This window comes from Microvirga sp. jy35 (assembly GCF_056148915.1).
In genome coordinates, this window is record NZ_JBWBEW010000008.1 from 80,462 (window position 1) to 98,514 (window position 18,053).

The window sequence follows — 18,053 nt, forward strand, 5'->3', positions numbered from 1 at the left end:
TTCTGCGGCAGGGGCTTGGGGAGAGAGCTGCGGCCACGTGCGGGCCCGCACCGCGGGGTGATCCGGGTTGGGTAGGATTTCCTAAGGTCAAGCCTGAGGGAGTTGGTCTTGAGCGTCCTGAGTTCCGCCCTGCGAAGTTTCGGTCATGCCGTGGACAACGTCCTGAGGCAGCTGAGCCTGCATCGCCCTCCGGTCAACCGTCAGATGCTGCGGGGATGGCGGCGCCTTATCTGATCACAGGTCAAATGCGGAGCAGTGCGCGCTCTGCCTTGACTCCTTGCCTTCCGGGTGCGAGTCCCGCGCGGATTCGTTGAACTGAGGGTTCCGTTCCTGATGAAGCGCGCGTTCATTTTCCCCGGCCAGGGAAGCCAGACGGTCGGGATGGGCAAGGCCCTCGCCGAGGCCTTCCCGCAAGCCAAGGCCGTCTTTGACGAGGTGGATGAGGCTCTGTCCCAGAAGCTTTCCACCCTCATGTGGGATGGCCCCGCGGAGGAGCTGACCCTCACGGCCAACACCCAGCCGGCCCTCATGGCCGTGAGCCTGGCGGCGATCCGTGTCCTGGAGGCCGAGGCGGGTCTCGACCTGAAGCAGCACGCGGCCTTTGTGGCCGGTCATTCGCTGGGCGAGTATTCGGCTCTCGCGGCCGCCGGCAGCCTCTCCGTCTCCGATACGGCCCGGCTTCTCAGGATCCGCGGTAACGCCATGCAGAATGCCGTTCCCGTGGGGCAGGGCGCCATGGCGGCGCTTCTTGGGCTCGAATACGACGCCGCTCTCGAGGTTGCCCGCGAGGCGGCTGAAGGAGAGGTCTGCGATGCGGCCAACGACAATGGCGGCGCCCAGGTTGTCGTGTCGGGCCATAAATCCGCCGTCGAGCGGGCGGTGGCGATCGCCCAGACCAGGGGCGCCAAGCGCGCCGTCATGCTGGCCGTGTCCGCCCCCTTCCATTGCGCGCTGATGCAGCCGGCGGCCGATGCCATGCGCGAAGCCCTGGACAGCGTGACGGTGAATGTTCCAGTTGTTCCGGTCGTGGCCAATGTGGAGGCCGCCCCCATCACCGAACCGTCAGCGATCCGCGATGCCCTGGTCCGCCAGGTCACCGGCACCGTGCGCTGGCGCGAGAGCGTGGCATACATGGCCTCGCAGGGGGTGGATTCATTCCATGAGGTCGGCTCCGGCAAGGTGCTGACCGGCCTCGTGAAGCGCATTGCGGCGGGCGCCACGTCCGCCGCCATCGGAAACCCTGACGATGTCGCCGCCTTCAAGGCGTCCCTGAACGGATAAGAGGAGCCTCGCATGTTCGATCTCACCGGCCGCAAGGCACTCGTCACCGGCGCTACGGGCGGCATCGGCGGCTCCATCGCCCGCGCCCTTCATGCCCGGGGCGCGACCGTCACCCTCTCCGGCACCCGCCGCGCCGCCCTGGACGAATTGGCCGCCTCCTTGGGCGAGCGGGTCCATGTGGTCGAGGCCAACCTGTCCGACAAGGACTCGGTCGAGGCTCTCGTCCCGGCCGCCGAGGCCGCCATGGAGGGGCTCGACATCCTGGTCAACAACGCGGGTGTGACCAAGGACAACCTGTTCATGCGCATGAAGGACGAGGAGTGGGACACGGTGATCGCCGTGAACCTCACCGCCTCCTTCCGCCTGTCGCGGGCCGCCGTGAAGAACATGATGCGCCGCCGCTACGGCCGGATCGTCAATATCGGCTCCGTGGTGGGCTCCACGGGAAATCCGGGGCAGGGCAACTATGCCGCCTCCAAGGCGGGGCTGATCGGCATGACCAAGGCGCTCGCCGCCGAGGTCGCCAGCCGCAACATCACGGTCAACTGCGTCGCTCCGGGCTTCATCGAGTCACCCATGACCGACGTGCTCAACGAGAAGCAGCGCGAAGGCATCCTGGGCACGATTCCCATGGGGCGCCTGGGGCAGGGCGAGGAAATCGCTTCATCCGTAGTTTATCTCGCGTCCACTGAGGCCGCCTACGTGACGGGTCAGACCCTTCACGTGAATGGCGGAATGGCCATGTTCTAAAGGAACTTATCGCCGTTTCCGGAATCTGTTTGCAGGTGCCGGCACCCCCTCGCCAGAGGGGATAAGCCTGTGTTAAGCATGATCCCGATCAGGTCAAAGGGGTTGACCGGCGCTTAAAAATGCGGCTTTGCACGGCGCAGGGTAGCCGTTTCAGCGTTGTCAGCTGAGCAGCTGATCTAAAAATTGATTTCTTAATCCGCCCGATTCCTGAGGCGGCAGCCACTGAGGAAAAAACGATGAGTGACGTCGCTGATCGCGTGAAGAAGATTGTTGTCGAGCACCTCGGCGTCGAAGCCGACAAGGTGGTCGAGAACGCGAACTTCATCGACGACCTGGGCGCCGACAGCCTTGATACGGTCGAGCTGGTGATGGCGTTCGAGGAAGAGTTCAACGTCGAGATCCCGGACGATGCGGCTGAGACCATCGTGACGGTCGGCGACGCTGTCCGTTTCCTCGAGAAGAACGCAGCTTAAAAGCCTACGGGGCGTCGGGTGATTCATCCGACGCCCGAATTTTATCAATCGATAGGGCAGGAATTCATGCGCCGGGTAGTTGTTACAGGTCTTGGCATGGTCACTCCGCTGGGCAGCGGGGTCGATGCCACATGGTCTCGCCTCGTCGAGGGGCAGAGCGGCGCCGGCAAGATCACGGATTTTCAGGTCGATGACCTGGCCTGCCAGATCGCCTGCCAGATCCCGCGCGGCGATGGCTCGGACGGCACCTTCAACGCCGACGACTGGATGGAGCCCAAGGAGCAGCGCAAGGTCGATCCCTTCATCGTCTATGGCATGGCCGCCTCCACGATGGCGCTGCGCGACTCCGGCTGGGAGCCAAAGACCTATGAGGAGCAATGCGCGACCGGCGTCCTGCTCGGATCCGGGATCGGCGGAATCGGCGGCATCTACGAGGCCTCCGCCACCCTAATCGAGCGCGGCCCGCGCCGCATCTCCCCCTTCTTCATCCCCGGCCGCCTCATCAACCTCGCCGGCGGCTACGTGTCCATCCAGCACGGCCTGAAAGGCCCCAATCACGCGGTGGTGACGGCCTGCTCCACCGGGTCGCACGCCATCGGCGACGCCGCGCGGCTCATCGCGCTCGGCGATGCGGACGTGATGGTGGCCGGCGGCACGGAATCGCCGATCAACCGCCTGTCCATCGCGGGCTTTGCCGCCTGTCGCGCCCTGTCGACGAATTTCAACGACGACCCGACCCGTGCCTCACGCCCCTACGACAAGGACCGTGACGGCTTCGTCATGGGTGAGGGCGCCGGCGTCGTGGTGCTGGAGGAGTACGAGCACGCCAAGGCGCGCGGCGCCAAGATCTATGCCGAGGTCATCGGTTACGGCCTGTCGGGCGACGCCTACCACATCACCTCGCCGTCAGAGGATGGCGACGGCGCCTATCGCTGCATGGCCGCAGCCCTGAAGCGCGCCGCCATCGACGTGTCCGAGATCGACTATGTCAACGCTCACGGCACCTCGACGCCGCTAGGGGACGAACTGGAGCTGAAGGCGGTCGAGCGGATCATGGGCAATGCCGCAGGCAAGCTCTCCATGTCGTCCACCAAGTCGGCGATCGGCCATCTGCTCGGCGCGGCCGGCGCCGTCGAGGCGATCTTCTCGATCCTGGCCATGCGCGACGGCATCATTCCCCCGACCGTCAATCTCGACAATCCGTCCGTGGAGACGGCCATCGATCTCGTGCCCAAGCAGGCCAAGCGCAAGGAGATCAACGTGGCCCTGTCGAACTCCTTCGGATTCGGCGGCACTAACGCTTCGCTCATTCTTCGTCGCGTATCGTAGCGCGTCGCGCGGAAAAGCCGAGCCCGGTTTTCCGCACGATGCGAGAACTGCGGGAGCCCCTACGGCTTTTCGCCATAATCCCTGCTAGGGTGTCGGCGGACCGGCAGGACCGCCGGCCGATACCAGAAAAGCGGCGTGATGTTCGGACGTAAGAAAAAGATCCTTCTCCCTTCTGTCGACGATTCCGACAACGGATCGTCGCAGCCGCGCCTGGCGCCCCGGTCCCCGAGCGAGGCCATCAAGCCATCGATGGCTCCGCCGCCCCCGCCCAAGCTCCGCCGCCGCCGCAGGGGCATGCTGTCCCTGCTCAGCGGGCTCCTGACCCTCCTCGTGGCCGTATCCATCGCCGGCATCTTCGGCTTCTCCATGGTGCAGCAGGCCGTAACGACGGACGGGCCGCTGCAGAGCGACAAGGTCGTCGTGATCCCCCGCAACACCGGCACGGGCGAGATTGCCCAGATCCTCAAGCAGGAGGGTGTCGTCGATCAGCCCCTGCTGTTCCAGGCCTATGCCTACATGAACCGTCAGCGCGGGCAGCTCAAAGCCGGCGAGTTCCAGTTCAAGGCTGGCACCAGCGTCGAGGAGGCCATCGACACACTGATCCAGGGCCGAGCCATTCTGCACACCGTCACTGTCCCGGAGGGGCTCACCAGCGAGCAGATCCTGGCCCGCCTCTATGAGCACGAGATCCTCACCGGGGATGTCAGCGAGACCCCCCGCGAGGGCTCGCTCCTGCCAGACACCTACAAGTTCGAGCGCGGCACCACGCGCCAGCAGATGATCAACACCATGCAGGCGGCCCAGCGTCAGGCGATCGAGCAGATCTGGCAGCGCCGTTCGCCCGAATTGCCGATCAAGTCGCCGCAGGAGCTCGTGATCCTTGCATCCATCGTGGAGAAGGAGACGGGCCGGGCCGATGAGCGCACGCGGGTCGCCGGCGTCTTCATCAATCGCCTCATGAAGCGCATGAGGCTCCAGTCCGACCCGACCATCGTCTACGGGCTCGTGGGCGGAAAGGGCACCCTGGGGCGCGGGATCCTGCGCAGCGAGATCGAGGCGGCGACGCCCTACAACACCTATGTGGTCGAAGGGCTGCCGCCCGGCCCCATTGCCAATCCGGGACGGGCTGCGCTCGAAGCGGTGGCCAACCCGTCCAGGACCAAGGATCTGTACTTCGTGGCGGACGGCTCCGGCGGCCACGCCTTCGCCGAGACCTACGAGCAGCATCAGCGCAACGTGGCCCGCTGGCGGCAGCTCGAAAAGAGCCGTCCCGCGGCGGCCGGCCCTGCGGATGTGGACCGGGTGCTGCCCGACGGAGAACAGACCAGCGTGCCGCCCGGTGCCGCACCTGCGCTGCGCGGCACCGCGAATGCTCTACCGGCGGCAGGCGGCCGCCCGGGACGCGGCTTCGATGCCAGCGAGGGTACCGACAAGGACCCGCTCAGGAACAAGAGCTTCGACCTGAGCAACCCGAAGAGCGTTCCGGCCCTCCGGCAGCCCTGAGCCGCCGGGGAGATCCCCGATCCTTGCAATCGACTCTTGGATCGGCGCGCATTATGGTCGCGCCGATTTTTCATTCCCTTCGAGGTTTCACGCATGTCCATTGCGAGCATGACCGGCTTCGCCCGTGAGGCTGGAGTCACCGGCGCCTATCAATGGGCCTGGGAACTCAAGACCGTGAACGGCCGCGGGCTCGAGGTGCGGGTTCGGGCGCCGTCGGGCCTCGACGCCATGGGCGAAGAGGCGCGCGGGCAGATCCTCAAGGCGCTCACCCGCGGTCAGGGCCAGCTGAATCTCTCCCTGAGCAAAGCGTCCTCCGCTCCGAAGCTGCGCGTCAATCAGGACGTTCTGCAGTCGCTCCTCTCCGCCCTCGGCATCCTGTCTCTTCCCGAGAACGTAAAGCCGGCCTCTCTCGATGGTCTTCTCGCCGTGCGCGGTGTGGTGGAACTCGACGACGATGCAGCCGATCCCGGGCAGGATGAGGAGCTCGTGACGGCTTTGAGATCCGGTATCGGTGCCCTGATCGAGGCACTCAAGGCAGCCCGGCTGAAAGAAGGGCAGGCGCTCTCCACCGTCCTGGGGCAGCAACTGGATCTGATCGCGCGGCTCGTCGATGAGGCCGAGGCAGCGCCCGCCCGCCGGCCGGAGGCAATCCGCTCCCGGCTGGAGGCGCAGATCGCAGAGCTGTTCGAGGGCAAACATGGCCTCGACCCGGCGCGCCTCCATCAGGAGGCGGTGCTGATCGCGGCCCGGGCGGATATCCGCGAGGAGCTCGATCGCCTGCGCGCCCATGTGGATGCAGCACGGGGCCTGCTTCACGAGGGCGGTCCGGTCGGCCGGCGTCTCGACTTCCTGGCTCAGGAATTCGGGCGCGAGGCGAATACCCTGTGCGCGAAAGCCAATGATGTCTCCCTGTCGCGGATCGGCCTTGAATTGAAGGCCGTGATCGAGCAATTCCGCGAACAGGTTCAGAACGTGGAGTGATGCGGTGAGCCAAGATCCCAAATCTCCGGTCGACCGTCGCGGCCTTATCCTCATCCTGTCGTCACCGTCCGGGGCCGGCAAAACCACGCTCACCCGCAGCCTCGTGGAAGAGCGGGCCGGTGTCCTCTCGGTCTCCGTCACCACACGTCCCAAGCGCCCGTCCGAGATTGAGGGGAAGCACTACCACTTCATCGACGTGGAAGAGTTCAAGGCGATGCGCGATCGCGATGAACTCCTGGAATGGGCCGAGGTGCACGGCAATTTCTACGGCACGCCGCGCAAGCCCGTGGAGAGGACGCTGGCTGCCGGCCAGGACATGGTCTTCGACATCGACTACCAGGGCACCCGCCAGGTGCGGCAGAAGCTGCCCGACGACGTGGTGACCGTGTTCGTCCTGCCTCCGAGCTTCAGGGAGCTCAAGGCGCGCCTCGAGCGCCGGGCGGAAGATGCGCCCGAGGTCATCGCCAAGCGCCTCGCCAATGCGCGCATCGAGATGGAGCGCTGGGTCGAGTACGACTACGTGATCGTCAACGAGGATCTCGGCAAGTCTTTCGAGAGCCTGAAGGCCATCCAAGCCGCCGAGCGCCTCAAGCGCGAACGTCTCGTCGGCCTCTCGGACTTCGTCGAGGGACTGCTGGCTGAGAAGATCGATTAGGTCGTTTCAAGATTACTCAGAGGCGCTGAGGCGTGGATTGCAATGCCGCGTCCGGCAAAGAACCTGCCGAAAATCTTTATGGGAAGCGTAACATCGGCTTGCGTGTCAGGTGTGTGGCCTGAGGGGTTATGAAAAGTGACACCAGCCTCGGATGCAGCAAGGACAAGAACAAGGTGCCCTCCCTTGGCAGGCGGCTCCTGGTCCGGCCACCGGATGGAAGGGTGCACCGACGCCATGAAGTAGGTGGACGTCCCAAGAGTTTTTGGGAGATCGCCGGCCGTGATCCCCGCAACAATCTCTGCCCTGATTCCGAACTCGTGGCGGATGAACTCGATGAAAGGCGCATAGATCAATCCTTTGATCTCGCCCGCTTCACTGACCGTATAACCACCGTATTCCGTACAGCGACGGGCTAGCTCCATTGTCGGAACGATGCGCCCTGTCTGAGCGGCGAGCACCATCTTGAGACAGGCCATTCCGCATATATTGTTGGCCCAGGTGACATATTCCTCAAGGCTTCGTGCACCTGACAACGGCCAATTGGGATCCCGTGCCAATGCAATGCCCGCTCCTTCGGCCAGGACAGCGGAAGTCATGGCGGGCGTTTCCCATTGACTGAAGAATGGAACTGCTTCGGTGCCGGTGCTCAAAGGAGAGCCAGCTGGTTTCGGCGCTCGTGGCGGGCGATGGCGTGCCCGAGCAGCACCTCCATCAGCTCGCTCTGCGGCAGGCCGCCTGCCTCCCAAAGCTTCGGGTACATGCTGATCGCCGTAAAGCCCGGCAGGGTGTTCACCTCGTTGACGAACAGGCTGTCCTCGTTTGTCGGATCAACGAAGAAGTCGACGCGGGCCAGCCCTTCGCAGCCGAGAACCTTGAAGGTTTCGACCGCAAGCTCCTGAATGCGCTGTGCCCGACCGGCAGGGAGTTCGGCCGGAATGCGCAGGAGGGCGCCGTCCGCGTCGATATACTTGGCGTCATAGCTGTAGAAGCCGTGGCTGCCGGCGGGCACGATCTCGCCGAGCGGGGAAGCCTTGACCTCGCCCGCGGCGTTCTCCAGCACGGAGCATTCGATCTCCCGCGCTCCCGTGACGCTGCGCTCCACCAGCACCTTGCCATCATAGCGGAAGGCGCGCTCGCAGGCTTTGTCGAATTCGTCCGGCGATGTGGCGCGGGACACCCCCACCGAGGAGCCCATATTGGCGGGCTTGATGAAGAGATCACTCGTGCCGAGCGCGTCCACTGCTGCTTGGTAGCTGACGCGGGTGCGGGGCGTCAGTGTCAGGAAGGGAACAACAGGCAGCCCGCTGTCGCGCAGGAGACGCTTGGCCACGTCCTTGTCCATGCCGGCGGCCGAACCCGTCACCCCTGAGCCCACATAAGGAATATTGGCAAGTTCGAGGAGGCCCTGGACCGTTCCGTCCTCGCCGTTAGGCCCGTGGAGGACGGGCACGACCGCGTCGAGGCGAAGCGTGGCGGGGGCTGAGGCGCCATTGAGCACGAGCATCTCGCCCGCCCCGCCGGGCAGCAGGGCGACCTGGGGCGCGCCCTCGGGGATCTCCAGGGATGTCGCACCCCGCCCACCGCCATTGCCGCTGTCGCAAAGCAGCCAGCGCCCGTCCCGGCCGATGCCGATGAGGACGATGTCGTAGCGGTCCGGATCAAGGGCGCGCAGCACATTAGCTGCAGACATTTGCGAGACTTCATGCTCCGCAGAGCGCCCCCCGAACAGAAGCCCGATCCTCTTGCGCGGCTGCGACATGCCCGCTTCCTCCTCTCGCGGCTGTATGAGGCCGCTCCCTTAAGCTGATCATGGGAGACACGGCGTTAAGGTCCCATGAAAGGCCCGGCCCGCTCCCGTCGAGCGCTGCATATAGGCGGTATCGGGAGCGGGGCGAGCGTTGGACCCACTTTAAGCCCGCGAGCCGCGCATGGCGTCCAAGGCATTGGCCAGCGCCACATAGCCCTCGACCGGGATGTTCTCTGCCCGGATCGTCTCCTCAAGCCCGGCCGCCTGGATGATCTCGCCCGGATCCGGCGCGATGGATTTCAGGCTCTGGCGCAGCATCTTGCGGCGCTGCCCGAAGGCCGCGCGCGTCACCGCCTCCAGCGCTTCGAGGCGGCAGGGCAGAGGGTTCGCCCGTGGGGTGAGGTGTATGACGCTCGAGGTGATCTTCGGCGGCGGCACGAAGGCGGAAGGCGGCACGTCGAAGAGGATGCGCGATTCCGAGCGCCAGCCGCAGAGGACGCCCAGGCGGCCATAGTTCTTAGGGTCGCCCGCGTCGGCAACGATGCGCTCGGCCACCTCACGCTGGAACATGAGGGTGAGCGAGGCCCACCAGGGCGGCCAAGCGTCGACGGTGAGCCATCCGGTGAGCAGGGCCGTGCCGACATTGTAGGGCAGGTTGGCGATGATCCGGACAAGGCCATCGCCGGCCATGGGGCGCGGATCGAATTCCAGGGCATCGGCCTCAACTACGTCCAGTCGCCCCGGATAGCGCTGGGCGATCTCGGCGAGCGCCGGCAGGCAGCGGGTGTCGCGCTCGATGGCGATGACTCTTTTGGCGCCGGCTGCGAGGATCGCCCGGGTCAGGCCGCCGGGACCGGGCCCGACTTCGATGATCGTGGCGTCTTCCAGCGGCCCGGCGGAGCGGGCAATGCGGCTGGTGAGATTGAGGTCGAACAGGAAGTTTTGGCCGAGGGACTTCTTGGCCATCAGGCCATGGGTCCGAACCACCTCGCGCAATGGAGGAAGGTCGTCGATCCGGCTCATGAAGCCCCCAGACGGGCGGCGAGCTTGATGGCGGCGATGAGACTGTCGGGCCTTGCAATGCCCTTGCCTGCGATATCGAAGGCGGTGCCGTGGTCCGGGGAGGTGCGCACGAAGGGAAGCCCGAGTGTCACGTTCACCGCCTCGTCAAATGCGATTGTCTTGATGGGTATCAGGGCTTGGTCGTGGTACATGGCCAGCGCCGCATCATAGCGACTGCGGGCGCGAGCATGGAACATGGTGTCAGCGGGCAGGGGACCCGCTGCCTCGATCCCCTCGGCGCGCAGGATGTCCATAGCCGGGGCGATGATGCTCCCGTCCTCCATTCCCATCGCGCCGTTCTCGCCCGCGTGAGGGTTGAGGCCCGCGAGCGCCAGCCTCGGATTTGCGATGCCGAAGCGCTCCCGCAATTCCCTGGCCACGATCCGGCCGGTCAGCACGATCAGTTCCGTGGTGAGGGCGGACGGCACGTCCGAGAGGGGGATGTGCACGGTCACGGGCACCACCGCCAGGTGCTCGCTCCAGAGCATCATCACGGGATGGTAGGTCTCACCCCTGCCTTCGGATGCGAGGGCAGCGAGAAACTCCGTATGGCCCGGATGCCGGAAACCCGCCTCATAGAGCACGTGCTTGGCGATGGGATTGGTGATGAGGGCCGAAGCTGATCCTTTCTGGACAAGCCGCACGGCCATCTGGATGGATTCGACCACCGACGCCGCAGCCTTCGCATCGGGCTGCCCCGGTTGGGCCGAGACCGAAACCTTCAAGGGAAGAACGGGAAGGGCTTTTGGGAAAGCGGCCGGGATCTGTACCGCCTCGACAGTCAGGATCGGAACGTCCCAGCCCTGGTTCTGCGCGACACGCTCAAGGAATGTGGGGTCGCTCAGCACCGCGAAGGGGGGCAGGTCCTGTTCGTTCCGCAGCAGCCAGGCCCTCAGGGCTAGTTCCGGCCCGATCCCGGCAGGGTCACCCTGCGTCAGCAGGAGTGAGGGCTGGTTCAAAGCCGACACCCGTGTCTACCGTCACTCATCGTCGGAACCGCTAAGTCTCTGAGTATAGCCCACCTCGCCAAGGGAGCGGAACTCGAGACTGAACGCGACCGTGTGGTTCTGCTCCTTCTCGCCCGACGTCAGGGTGACATCGCGCGGGGTGATGCTGTAGCTCAACGAGAAGGTCGTGCACTCGTCCATGTAGCCCAACCCCAGGGACAGGCCGGCGACATAAGCGACGTTCTCACGTTGGGAGATCGCTGCTCCTGGAGCGGCAATCGTAATACCACCCGTTTGGCGGGCCACCAGGTAGCGGTCGAGATCGAGCAGGAGCGAGCCCGAGACGTACCAATTCGGCGTCAGGTCCCAGCGGGCAGAGGCCAGCAGGCCCTCGCGGCGGGTCGGGAAGCCGATGGCGGGCTGAGCCTCGTAACGGGCATAGGTCAGCGAGGTCGAGACCGGCAGATAGGGATTGAAGTTCGCCCGAATGCCGGCTTCGAACCGGTTCAGGCTGAAATCTTCCTGATCGAAGCGTCCGCGCGACACGAAAGCAAAGTTGGCATTCGGCGAAATCTGAAAGCGGCCGACATAGTCGGAAGCCCGGGATTCGAGGCCTGAATCCAAGCCCACATTGGCCAGGTCGCCTTGCCGGAACGAGTTGCGTCCCGCGATCTGGTAGGACTGGCCGAACAGCACGTTGGCATAGAAGTCGTCCGCCCCGGTGACGGTGTATTGCAGGCCGACATTGGCGCGCACGCCGCCCTCGACGCGGTCGTAGCCGGAGAACTTGTCCCAATCGAAGAGCGACGTGTCGTCGAACACGAGGCTCTGGGCATCCTCGTTGGGAAGGGTGCCGATCCGGGTCTCGTTCGGGCGGGCGACAATCTGTGCGATCGGCTCCAGGATCTGCTGGCCCGAGGTGCCGAGGCTGGCGATGAAGGGATAGCGGTATTCGAGACCGATCGCCGGTGTGGCGCGGAAGAGATAATCGTCATCCGCATCGATGAAGTTGGCAAGCTGCGGGTTCTGGTAGCCGTAGAAGTCGGGGGCAATCCAGAAATTGTCAGCCCGCAGATAGGCGAACGGTGTCCAGACCTGACCGATCGGGTCGATGAACTCGCGCCGCCAGGACGCCGTGACAGAAGCTCGGGACGTCGAGCCACTGATGCCGCGTACGAGGCACGATCTCGGGTCGAATTCGATGCAGGTCCGGGCAATACCGAAGTAAGCAGTATTCTGTCTGGTAAGCGGGTCGAACTGGGCGGCCTCGCGGGAGAGGCTGGTGACGTTCACGTCGAGCGCGAACTCGCCGCCGATGGTCGGAGGCGTGAAGCGCTTGTTGTAGTCGACCACCGGAGCGACGATCGGCTGCTGCTTCTGCCAGTCATAGGTGGAGAGGGTCTGGAAGTAGTAGCCCCGCGCATCAAAGAACGAGCGATCTCCCTGGCCCTGGAGGTAGACGGTCGAGATCGATTCCTTGACGTAATACGAACTCAGGCTTTCGCTACGGATGCGATAATTCGTTAGGAACCACTTGTCGGACACAAGGGCGATGTCCCAGCCCCAACGCCAGTTCTGGTTGATGAAGAATTCGCCCGATGACTCCAGGGAGCCACGGAAATCGCGATCTCCTGCTCCGAGCGGGGAGGGGAGAAAGGCCTCCGGATCCAACTGGTTGATCCCGGCCGCGCGGATGTTGTAGGTGCCGGTATCCAGGCGATGGCGCCACTCGACCTGCCCGAGAAGGCCCTGTCGGCTCAGGATGGTCGGGCTGATCGTCAGGTCGTAGTTGGGAGCGATGGCCCAGAAGAACGGGATCGAGCCGCCGTAGCCCAGGGTGTTCGAGAAGACGTATCGGGGCGCCAGGAAGCCCGTCTTGCGCTTGACGGTCGGGTCCGGCGTCCAGAAATAGGGCAGGTAGGCGACCGGGATGCCGAGAAGCTCAAGGGTAGCATCCTCGTAGTAGATCGTCCGCTCGCTGTTGTTGTGAATGATCTTCGCCGCCTTCACCTGCCAGAGCGGTGGGCGTTCCGGGTTGTCCTTGCAGGGTTCGCAGGCGGTGTAGGTGCCGCGCTCGAAAACCGTGGTCTCGCCCTCGGCGCGTTCGGCCCGCGGGGCGGAGAAGCGGGTCGTGAGAGGCCGGCCCTGTTCCACTGTGGTCTGAACCACCCTCAAGGAATCGATGAAGCCGTTCTTGAAGTCGTCGGTAAGCTCAAACCGGTCACCTGTTGCAACGGTGCCGTTGGCATCGGTCAGGCGCGCATTGCCCTCGGCAAAGACGCGGCCGGTGTTCCGGTCGTAGGTGACCCGGTCGGCCTGGAGCGTCCGACCCTGGTAGTTCATCTGCACGTCGCCGGAGGCCGCAATGGTGTTCCGGTCGTTGTCGTAGACGATTTCCTTAGCGTCAACGAGGAGGCGATCCTCCCCGGATCCCGACTGGGCGCGGGCGCTGATGGCCTCGTTGAGGGTGGCTTGGGCAAGCGCAGGCATTGACCCAGCGGCATAAATCAGTGCCGCTGCGACCGCAGACGTTGCGATCGTTGTCTTGAGCCGCCGCATCCCTACTCCTTCGCAATACTTCTTCTCGAGAACGGTCAGCCGTCCTCTTGGTACAATAAGGCCAAGGTCCCTAAGAGACTGCCTACTACAGCAGGGAACCAAGCCGCAACCAGGGAACTGATGATTCCGGAGGCTCCAAGCTCCGCCATAAGCTCAGTGGCGACATAAAGCATGAACCCGGCTGCGACGCCACCCAGAACCATCATGGCTACACCGCCAAATCGAAAGAATCTTAACGAGACGGATGCGGCTACGAAGACCATGGCGATGAACAGCAGGGGGCGGGCCAGAAGCTGGTCGTAATGGAGGCGGTACGTGGTGGCGTTGATGTCCGCCTGTTCCATCCGGTTGATCGTGTCCTTGAGGTCCCAGAAGGGAACTGCATCGGGATCGATGAAGCTCTGTCGAACCTGCGAGGGCTGCAGGCTCGAGGCGATCAGGTACCGATCATGGGATTGGGGCTCCTCGGTGGCGGACAGAACCCTGGCTTCCTTCAGTTCCCAGAAGCCCTCGTGCAGGTTCGCTTCACGGGACTCGACCCTGTGGCTGAAGACGCCATCGTGGTCGAAGGCATAAACCGTGACGTCATAAAGGGTCGCCGCGTTCGTCGCCGAGCCGTTCGCACGGAAGATGGCCTGGCCGTCCAGGCTCCGCTGACGAAGCCAGATCGGCTTGTCCCGGGTTTGGACGTTCCGGGAAAAGATGCTCGTTTCCAGTGCGGAGGCCTGCTGCTTCAGGATGGCGGAGAGCGGGTTGTAGACGGTGACGGAGAGCACGCCGATCAGCACCGCGATCAGGAGCCCCGGCTGAAGGAACTGCCAGGCGGAGATCCCGGCCGCACGCGCCACCACAAGTTCGAGTTTGCGGCTGAGCTGCAGGAGAGCCGCCATGCTGCCGAACAGCACGGCGAAGGGCATTACCTGCTCGGCGATGGCCGGGGTGCGGAACAGGGCCAGTTGCGCGATGGCTCCTGTGGTCGCGCCTGGGGCGTCACCGGCCCGGCGCATGAGTTCCACGAAGTCCAGGGTATAGACGAGGGTGAAGACTGTCGCGAAGACCAGGAATATAGTCTTGATGAACTGCCGCGAAAAATAGAAGCCAAGTGTCCGACCGATCAGCATGGTCAGACTTTCTGGATCACGGGAGACCGTGCCGGGATTGGATTTCTGAACAGCTTCGAAAGCTTGGCTTGGGCTGACCACATGGCCGGTCCCTTCAGGACCAGCAGCAGGCTGATCAGGATGCTTATCAGGGGCACAGCATAGATTGCAGCGATCGCGACCGGTGTTCGAGCAACGCCACTCGAAGCGGCAAAGCCAAGAATCCGCATCAGCACGATCGCCACCACCGCGCTGGCGATCGCCATGCCACGGCCCTGGCGGGTCGTGCGGGCTTCGCCGAGAGCCGCGAAGGCGATCATCATCATGGCGAGCGGGTAGAGCCAGGAGGACAGGCGCTCGTGCAGCTCGGCCCGGAAGCGCCCCGACTGCTCCTGGTAGATGGGTTCGCTCTTGTCCGGAAACAGGAGCTGGGTGGTGCTTCGCTCGCGCGGCTTGTAGACCACTTCGCCGCCTTCCTTGTTGAAGGCCGACAGATCGACCGCATAGCGCTCGAATGCGACGATGGATGAATCGCGGCTGTTCGGCTCCTTGCGCTGAACGCTGCCCTTTTGAAGAACGAGATAGGCCGTTCCGTTCTGCTCGACGGTCTGTCCGCGCTCGGCCAGATAGACAATGGGTTTGTCCTTCTCCCGGAGGTCCTCCATGAAGATCCCGAGCAGGGAATCGCCCTGCCGCTCCCGGTAATGGAAGGTGATGCCGTTATCCAGGCTGATGAACTGACCCTCCTTGGCCATGGTGCCGACGAAGTCGGCCCGGATCTTGGTGAAGAGCTGCCGCATCTCCTGAAAGCTCGCGGGCATGATGTGGATGGAGATGATCCCTACGGCCAGGCAGACGAAGGCCGCCAGCGCCAGGAAGGGCCGCAGCAGCCGCCCTGGGGGCATGCCTCCGGCGCTCATGACGATCAGTTCGGAATCCCCGTTCAGCTTGTTCAGGGTGTAGATGGTGGCCAGGAAAAGGGCCACGGGGGCAATGACGCTGATCAGGGCCGGCAGCGAGAGCCCGGTCACGGTCAGGAAGATCAGGAGGGTCTGGCCCTTGCCGGTTAGCAGGTCGAGCTCGCGCAGAGCCTGGGTGATCCAGATGACCCCTGTCAGGGCAACCAGGCAAGCGGCGAAGGCGCTGAATGTGATCTTCAGGATGTAGCGTTCGATAAGTGTCATTAGGCCCTTCGCCCCCGGGCGGTCGCGCCCTGGGTATCGTGTCACAGGATCCCAGGCAAGACGGCCGTTCTCAACATCCTGAGATTGTGCCGATTTCACGGCAGCTTCCCCGTGCCCCTTCACGACATATGATATATGTCTCAACCGTCCGCATCGCGCGTCAGCGCCGCAGCCGGCTTCAAGACGGGGCAATGCACCAGAACAAAGAGGATTTCATGGCCGACAGCTTCAAGATCGACTTCCAGGCCCACGGCAAGGTCGAATCCGGCGATCTCATCGTCTTCGTCGGGGAGAACCTCAAGCCCAGCGCCGTTGTGGCCAAGCAGCTCGGACCGAAAGCCGTCGATCTGATCGCCAAGGCTGCGGCCGCGGAGAGCTTCAAGGGCAAGGCGAAGTCTGCCATGTCGATCGTGGTTCCCGCGGGTCTTTCCGTCGACCGGCTGATCGTGATCGGCACCGGGGGCGAAAAGGACCGGGCGAGCATGGACTTCGTCCAGCTGGGCGGCCTGCTCGCCGGCAAGGTGAACGGCAAGCTCGCGACGGCTGTGCTGGATCTGCCCGAGATCCAGGTCACGCCGGAGGCTGTGGCCGATATCGCGCTCGGCGTTGGTCTTCGCCGCTACAGCTTCGACCGCTACAAGACCAAGAAGAACGACGAGGACGACAGGAGCGGTGGACGCTTGGTCCTCAGCGTGGCGGATCCTGCGGCGGTCAAGAAAGCCTACAAGGCCCGCGAGGGTGTCCAGCAGGGCGTGATCATCGCCCGCGATCTCGTGAACGAGCCCCCGAATGTGCTCGGGCCGCAGGAATTCGCCGCCCGCGCCCAGGCTTTGACCAAGCTTGGCGTCGAGGTCGAGATTCTGGACGACAAGGCCATGAGGAAGCTCGGCATGGGGGCGCTGCTGGGCGTAGCCCAGGGTTCTGTGCGCGGCGGGCGGGTGGCCATCATGCGCTGGAACGGCGGCAAGGCGAACGACAAGCCCATCGCTTTCGTCGGCAAGGGCGTGGTGTTCGATACCGGCGGCATCTCGATCAAGCCCGGTGCCGGCATGGAGGACATGAAGGGCGACATGGCAGGCGCCGCCTGCGTGGTCGGCCTCATGCATGCCCTGGCGAGCCGCAAGGCCAAGGCTAACGTGGTCGGCGCCATAGGGCTCGTGGAGAACATGCCCGACGGCAACGCCCAGCGGCCCGGGGACATCGTCACCACCATGTCGGGTCAGACCATCGAGATCATCAACACGGATGCCGAGGGCCGCCTCGTGCTGGCCGACGTGCTCTGGTACGTGCAGAACCGCTTCAAGCCCAAGTTCATGATCGATCTGGCGACTCTCACGGGTGCGATCATGGTGGCGCTGGCCCAGGAATACGCCGGCCTGTTCTCGAACAACGACGAGCTCGCCGAGCGCCTGACCGTTGCCGGCAAGGCCACGGGCGAGCGGGTCTGGCGCATGCCGCTGGGACCCGAGTTCGACAAGATGATCGAGTCCAAATTCGCCGACATGAAGAATTCGACTGGCCGCTTCGGCGGGTCGAGCACGGCGGCAGCCCTGCTCCAGCGCTTCGTCAACGACGTGCCCTGGGCCCATCTCGACATCGCCGGCACGGCCATGGGTTCGCCGGCAACCGAAATCAACCGGGGCTGGAGCTCCGGCTGGGGCGTGCGCCTCCTCGACCGCCTCGTGCGCGATCATTACGAGGCGTGAGCCTCCGAAGCGTCATCCCGGGGCTGCCGAGCAGAACCCGGGATCGCTTGACGAGAATGACGCTTGATCCTGACGGCGATCCCGGATCTTCGCTCCGTCCGGGATGACGGGAGTATTATGACCGAAGTCCTTTTCTACCATCTCCAGCACCAGCCTCTCGAGGCCGTGCTGCCCACGCTCCTGCAGAAGACGCTCGAGCGGGGATGGCGCGCGGTGGTGCAGGTGACGACCGAGGAGCGCCTGTCCGCCCTCGACGATCACCTGTGGACTTTCACTGACGAGAGCTTTCTGCCGCACGGTACCGACAGGGAAGCCCACGCGGGGGATCAGCCGATTCTCATCACCCTGTCGGGCGCCAATCCCAATGGCGCCTCCATCCGCTTCCTGGTCGAGGGCGCCGACCTGCCGGAGGACATGGCCGCCTACCAGCGCCTGGCGATCCTGTTCGACGGCAACGACATCCAGGCGCTCGCCTTCGCCCGCGACCAATGGCGGGCGGTGAAGGAGGGCGGCCACGACGCAACCTACTGGCAGCAGGACGAGAGCGGCCGCTGGCAGCGGAAGGCGTGAGTTTTCAAAGAGCAATCCTGAAGCCCTTATCCTGAGGAGGTCGCGCATCGACCGTTTCGAAGGAGGATCCAGTGCTCTCTGGAGGCTCCTTCGAGACGCAGACTACGTCTGCTCTTCAGGATGAGGGTTGAGACTGATCTGCAAGCTGGGAACACGAACTCTTCATCGCCGCGGCGCTTGCCAGCGGGACAAGGGTCTCCAGTTTC

16 protein-coding genes are annotated in these 18,053 nt (G+C 64.3%); 9 read left to right on the top strand and 7 right to left on the bottom strand.

Annotation, left to right across the window (positions count from 1 at the left end; all coding sequences use genetic code 11):
* The first annotated feature begins 333 nt into the window (after positions 1-333).
* The 7 genes from fabD to gmk all read left to right on the top strand — a co-directional run bounded on the left by fabD (position 334) and on the right by gmk (position 6,972).
* Positions 334-1,281: an ACP S-malonyltransferase gene (gene fabD, locus AC0QTX_RS08850; RefSeq protein WP_474603467.1), complete on the top strand. Its 948-nt coding sequence runs from the start codon at positions 334-336 to the stop codon at positions 1,279-1,281.
* Positions 1,282-1,293: 12 nt separating this feature from the next.
* Positions 1,294-2,031, top strand: a complete 738-nt coding sequence (gene fabG, locus AC0QTX_RS08855) for a 3-oxoacyl-[acyl-carrier-protein] reductase (protein ID WP_474603468.1) — start codon at positions 1,294-1,296, stop codon at positions 2,029-2,031.
* 236 nt (positions 2,032-2,267) lie between these two features.
* Complete coding sequence (locus AC0QTX_RS08860; protein WP_036347903.1) at positions 2,268-2,504, top strand: acyl carrier protein; 237 nt, start codon at positions 2,268-2,270, stop codon at positions 2,502-2,504.
* A gap of 66 nt (positions 2,505-2,570) precedes the next feature.
* Positions 2,571-3,833, top strand: coding sequence for a beta-ketoacyl-ACP synthase II (gene fabF, locus AC0QTX_RS08865; RefSeq protein ID WP_474603469.1), 1,263 nt, complete (start codon positions 2,571-2,573; stop codon positions 3,831-3,833).
* A gap of 138 nt (positions 3,834-3,971) precedes the next feature.
* Positions 3,972-5,336 carry an endolytic transglycosylase MltG gene (gene mltG / locus AC0QTX_RS08870; protein WP_474603561.1) on the top strand — a complete coding sequence of 455 codons (1,365 nt, stop codon included), beginning with the start codon at positions 3,972-3,974 and terminating at the stop codon, positions 5,334-5,336.
* A gap of 93 nt (positions 5,337-5,429) precedes the next feature.
* The gene (locus AC0QTX_RS08875) at positions 5,430-6,317 is read left to right on the top strand and encodes a YicC/YloC family endoribonuclease (RefSeq protein WP_474603470.1); all 888 of its coding nucleotides are present in this window, start codon (positions 5,430-5,432) and stop codon (positions 6,315-6,317) included.
* Between the two features lie 4 nt (positions 6,318-6,321).
* A complete protein-coding gene (gmk, locus tag AC0QTX_RS08880) occupies positions 6,322-6,972 on the top strand; it encodes a guanylate kinase (protein ID WP_474603471.1) in 651 nt (216 codons plus the stop codon).
* Here gmk and AC0QTX_RS08885 read toward each other — a convergent pair.
* The 7 genes from AC0QTX_RS08885 to lptF all read right to left on the bottom strand — a co-directional run bounded on the left by AC0QTX_RS08885 (position 6,969) and on the right by lptF (position 15,571).
* The gene (locus AC0QTX_RS08885; RefSeq protein ID WP_474603562.1) at positions 6,969-7,568 is read right to left on the bottom strand and encodes a hypothetical protein; all 600 of its coding nucleotides are present in this window, start codon (positions 7,566-7,568) and stop codon (positions 6,969-6,971) included. The two genes, gmk and AC0QTX_RS08885, sit on opposite strands and share 4 nt — an antisense overlap.
* Positions 7,569-7,618: 50 nt before the next feature.
* Positions 7,619-8,731 (bottom strand): D-alanine--D-alanine ligase family protein, encoded by a 1,113-nt coding sequence (locus tag AC0QTX_RS08890; RefSeq protein WP_474603472.1) that lies wholly within the window; start codon positions 8,729-8,731, stop codon positions 7,619-7,621.
* A 150-nt stretch (positions 8,732-8,881) separates the two neighbouring features.
* Positions 8,882-9,742: a 16S rRNA (adenine(1518)-N(6)/adenine(1519)-N(6))-dimethyltransferase RsmA gene (gene rsmA / locus AC0QTX_RS08895; RefSeq protein WP_474603473.1), complete on the bottom strand. Its 861-nt coding sequence runs from the start codon at positions 9,740-9,742 to the stop codon at positions 8,882-8,884.
* The gene (pdxA, locus tag AC0QTX_RS08900) at positions 9,739-10,749 is read right to left on the bottom strand and encodes a 4-hydroxythreonine-4-phosphate dehydrogenase PdxA (protein WP_474603474.1); all 1,011 of its coding nucleotides are present in this window, start codon (positions 10,747-10,749) and stop codon (positions 9,739-9,741) included. The genes rsmA and pdxA overlap by 4 nt, the downstream gene beginning before the upstream one ends.
* Before the next feature lie 12 nt (positions 10,750-10,761).
* On the bottom strand, positions 10,762-13,287 hold the full coding sequence (locus tag AC0QTX_RS08905) for an LPS-assembly protein LptD (RefSeq protein WP_474603475.1): 2,526 nt from the start codon (positions 13,285-13,287) through the stop codon (positions 10,762-10,764).
* A gap of 35 nt (positions 13,288-13,322) precedes the next feature.
* Complete coding sequence (gene lptG, locus AC0QTX_RS08910) at positions 13,323-14,408, bottom strand: LPS export ABC transporter permease LptG (protein WP_474603476.1); 1,086 nt, start codon at positions 14,406-14,408, stop codon at positions 13,323-13,325.
* A gap of 2 nt (positions 14,409-14,410) precedes the next feature.
* Entirely contained in the window at positions 14,411-15,571 is a 1,161-nt protein-coding gene (lptF, locus tag AC0QTX_RS08915; RefSeq protein WP_474603477.1) for an LPS export ABC transporter permease LptF, read from the bottom strand.
* A gap of 215 nt (positions 15,572-15,786) precedes the next feature.
* Between lptF and AC0QTX_RS08920 the strand changes: the two genes are divergently transcribed.
* Together AC0QTX_RS08920 and AC0QTX_RS08925 are read left to right on the top strand one after the other, a co-directional pair.
* Complete coding sequence (locus tag AC0QTX_RS08920) at positions 15,787-17,277, top strand: leucyl aminopeptidase (RefSeq protein ID WP_474603563.1); 1,491 nt, start codon at positions 15,787-15,789, stop codon at positions 17,275-17,277.
* A gap of 117 nt (positions 17,278-17,394) precedes the next feature.
* Positions 17,395-17,847 (top strand): DNA polymerase III subunit chi, encoded by a 453-nt coding sequence (locus AC0QTX_RS08925; RefSeq protein WP_474603478.1) that lies wholly within the window; start codon positions 17,395-17,397, stop codon positions 17,845-17,847.
* Positions 17,848-18,053 lie beyond the last annotated feature (206 nt).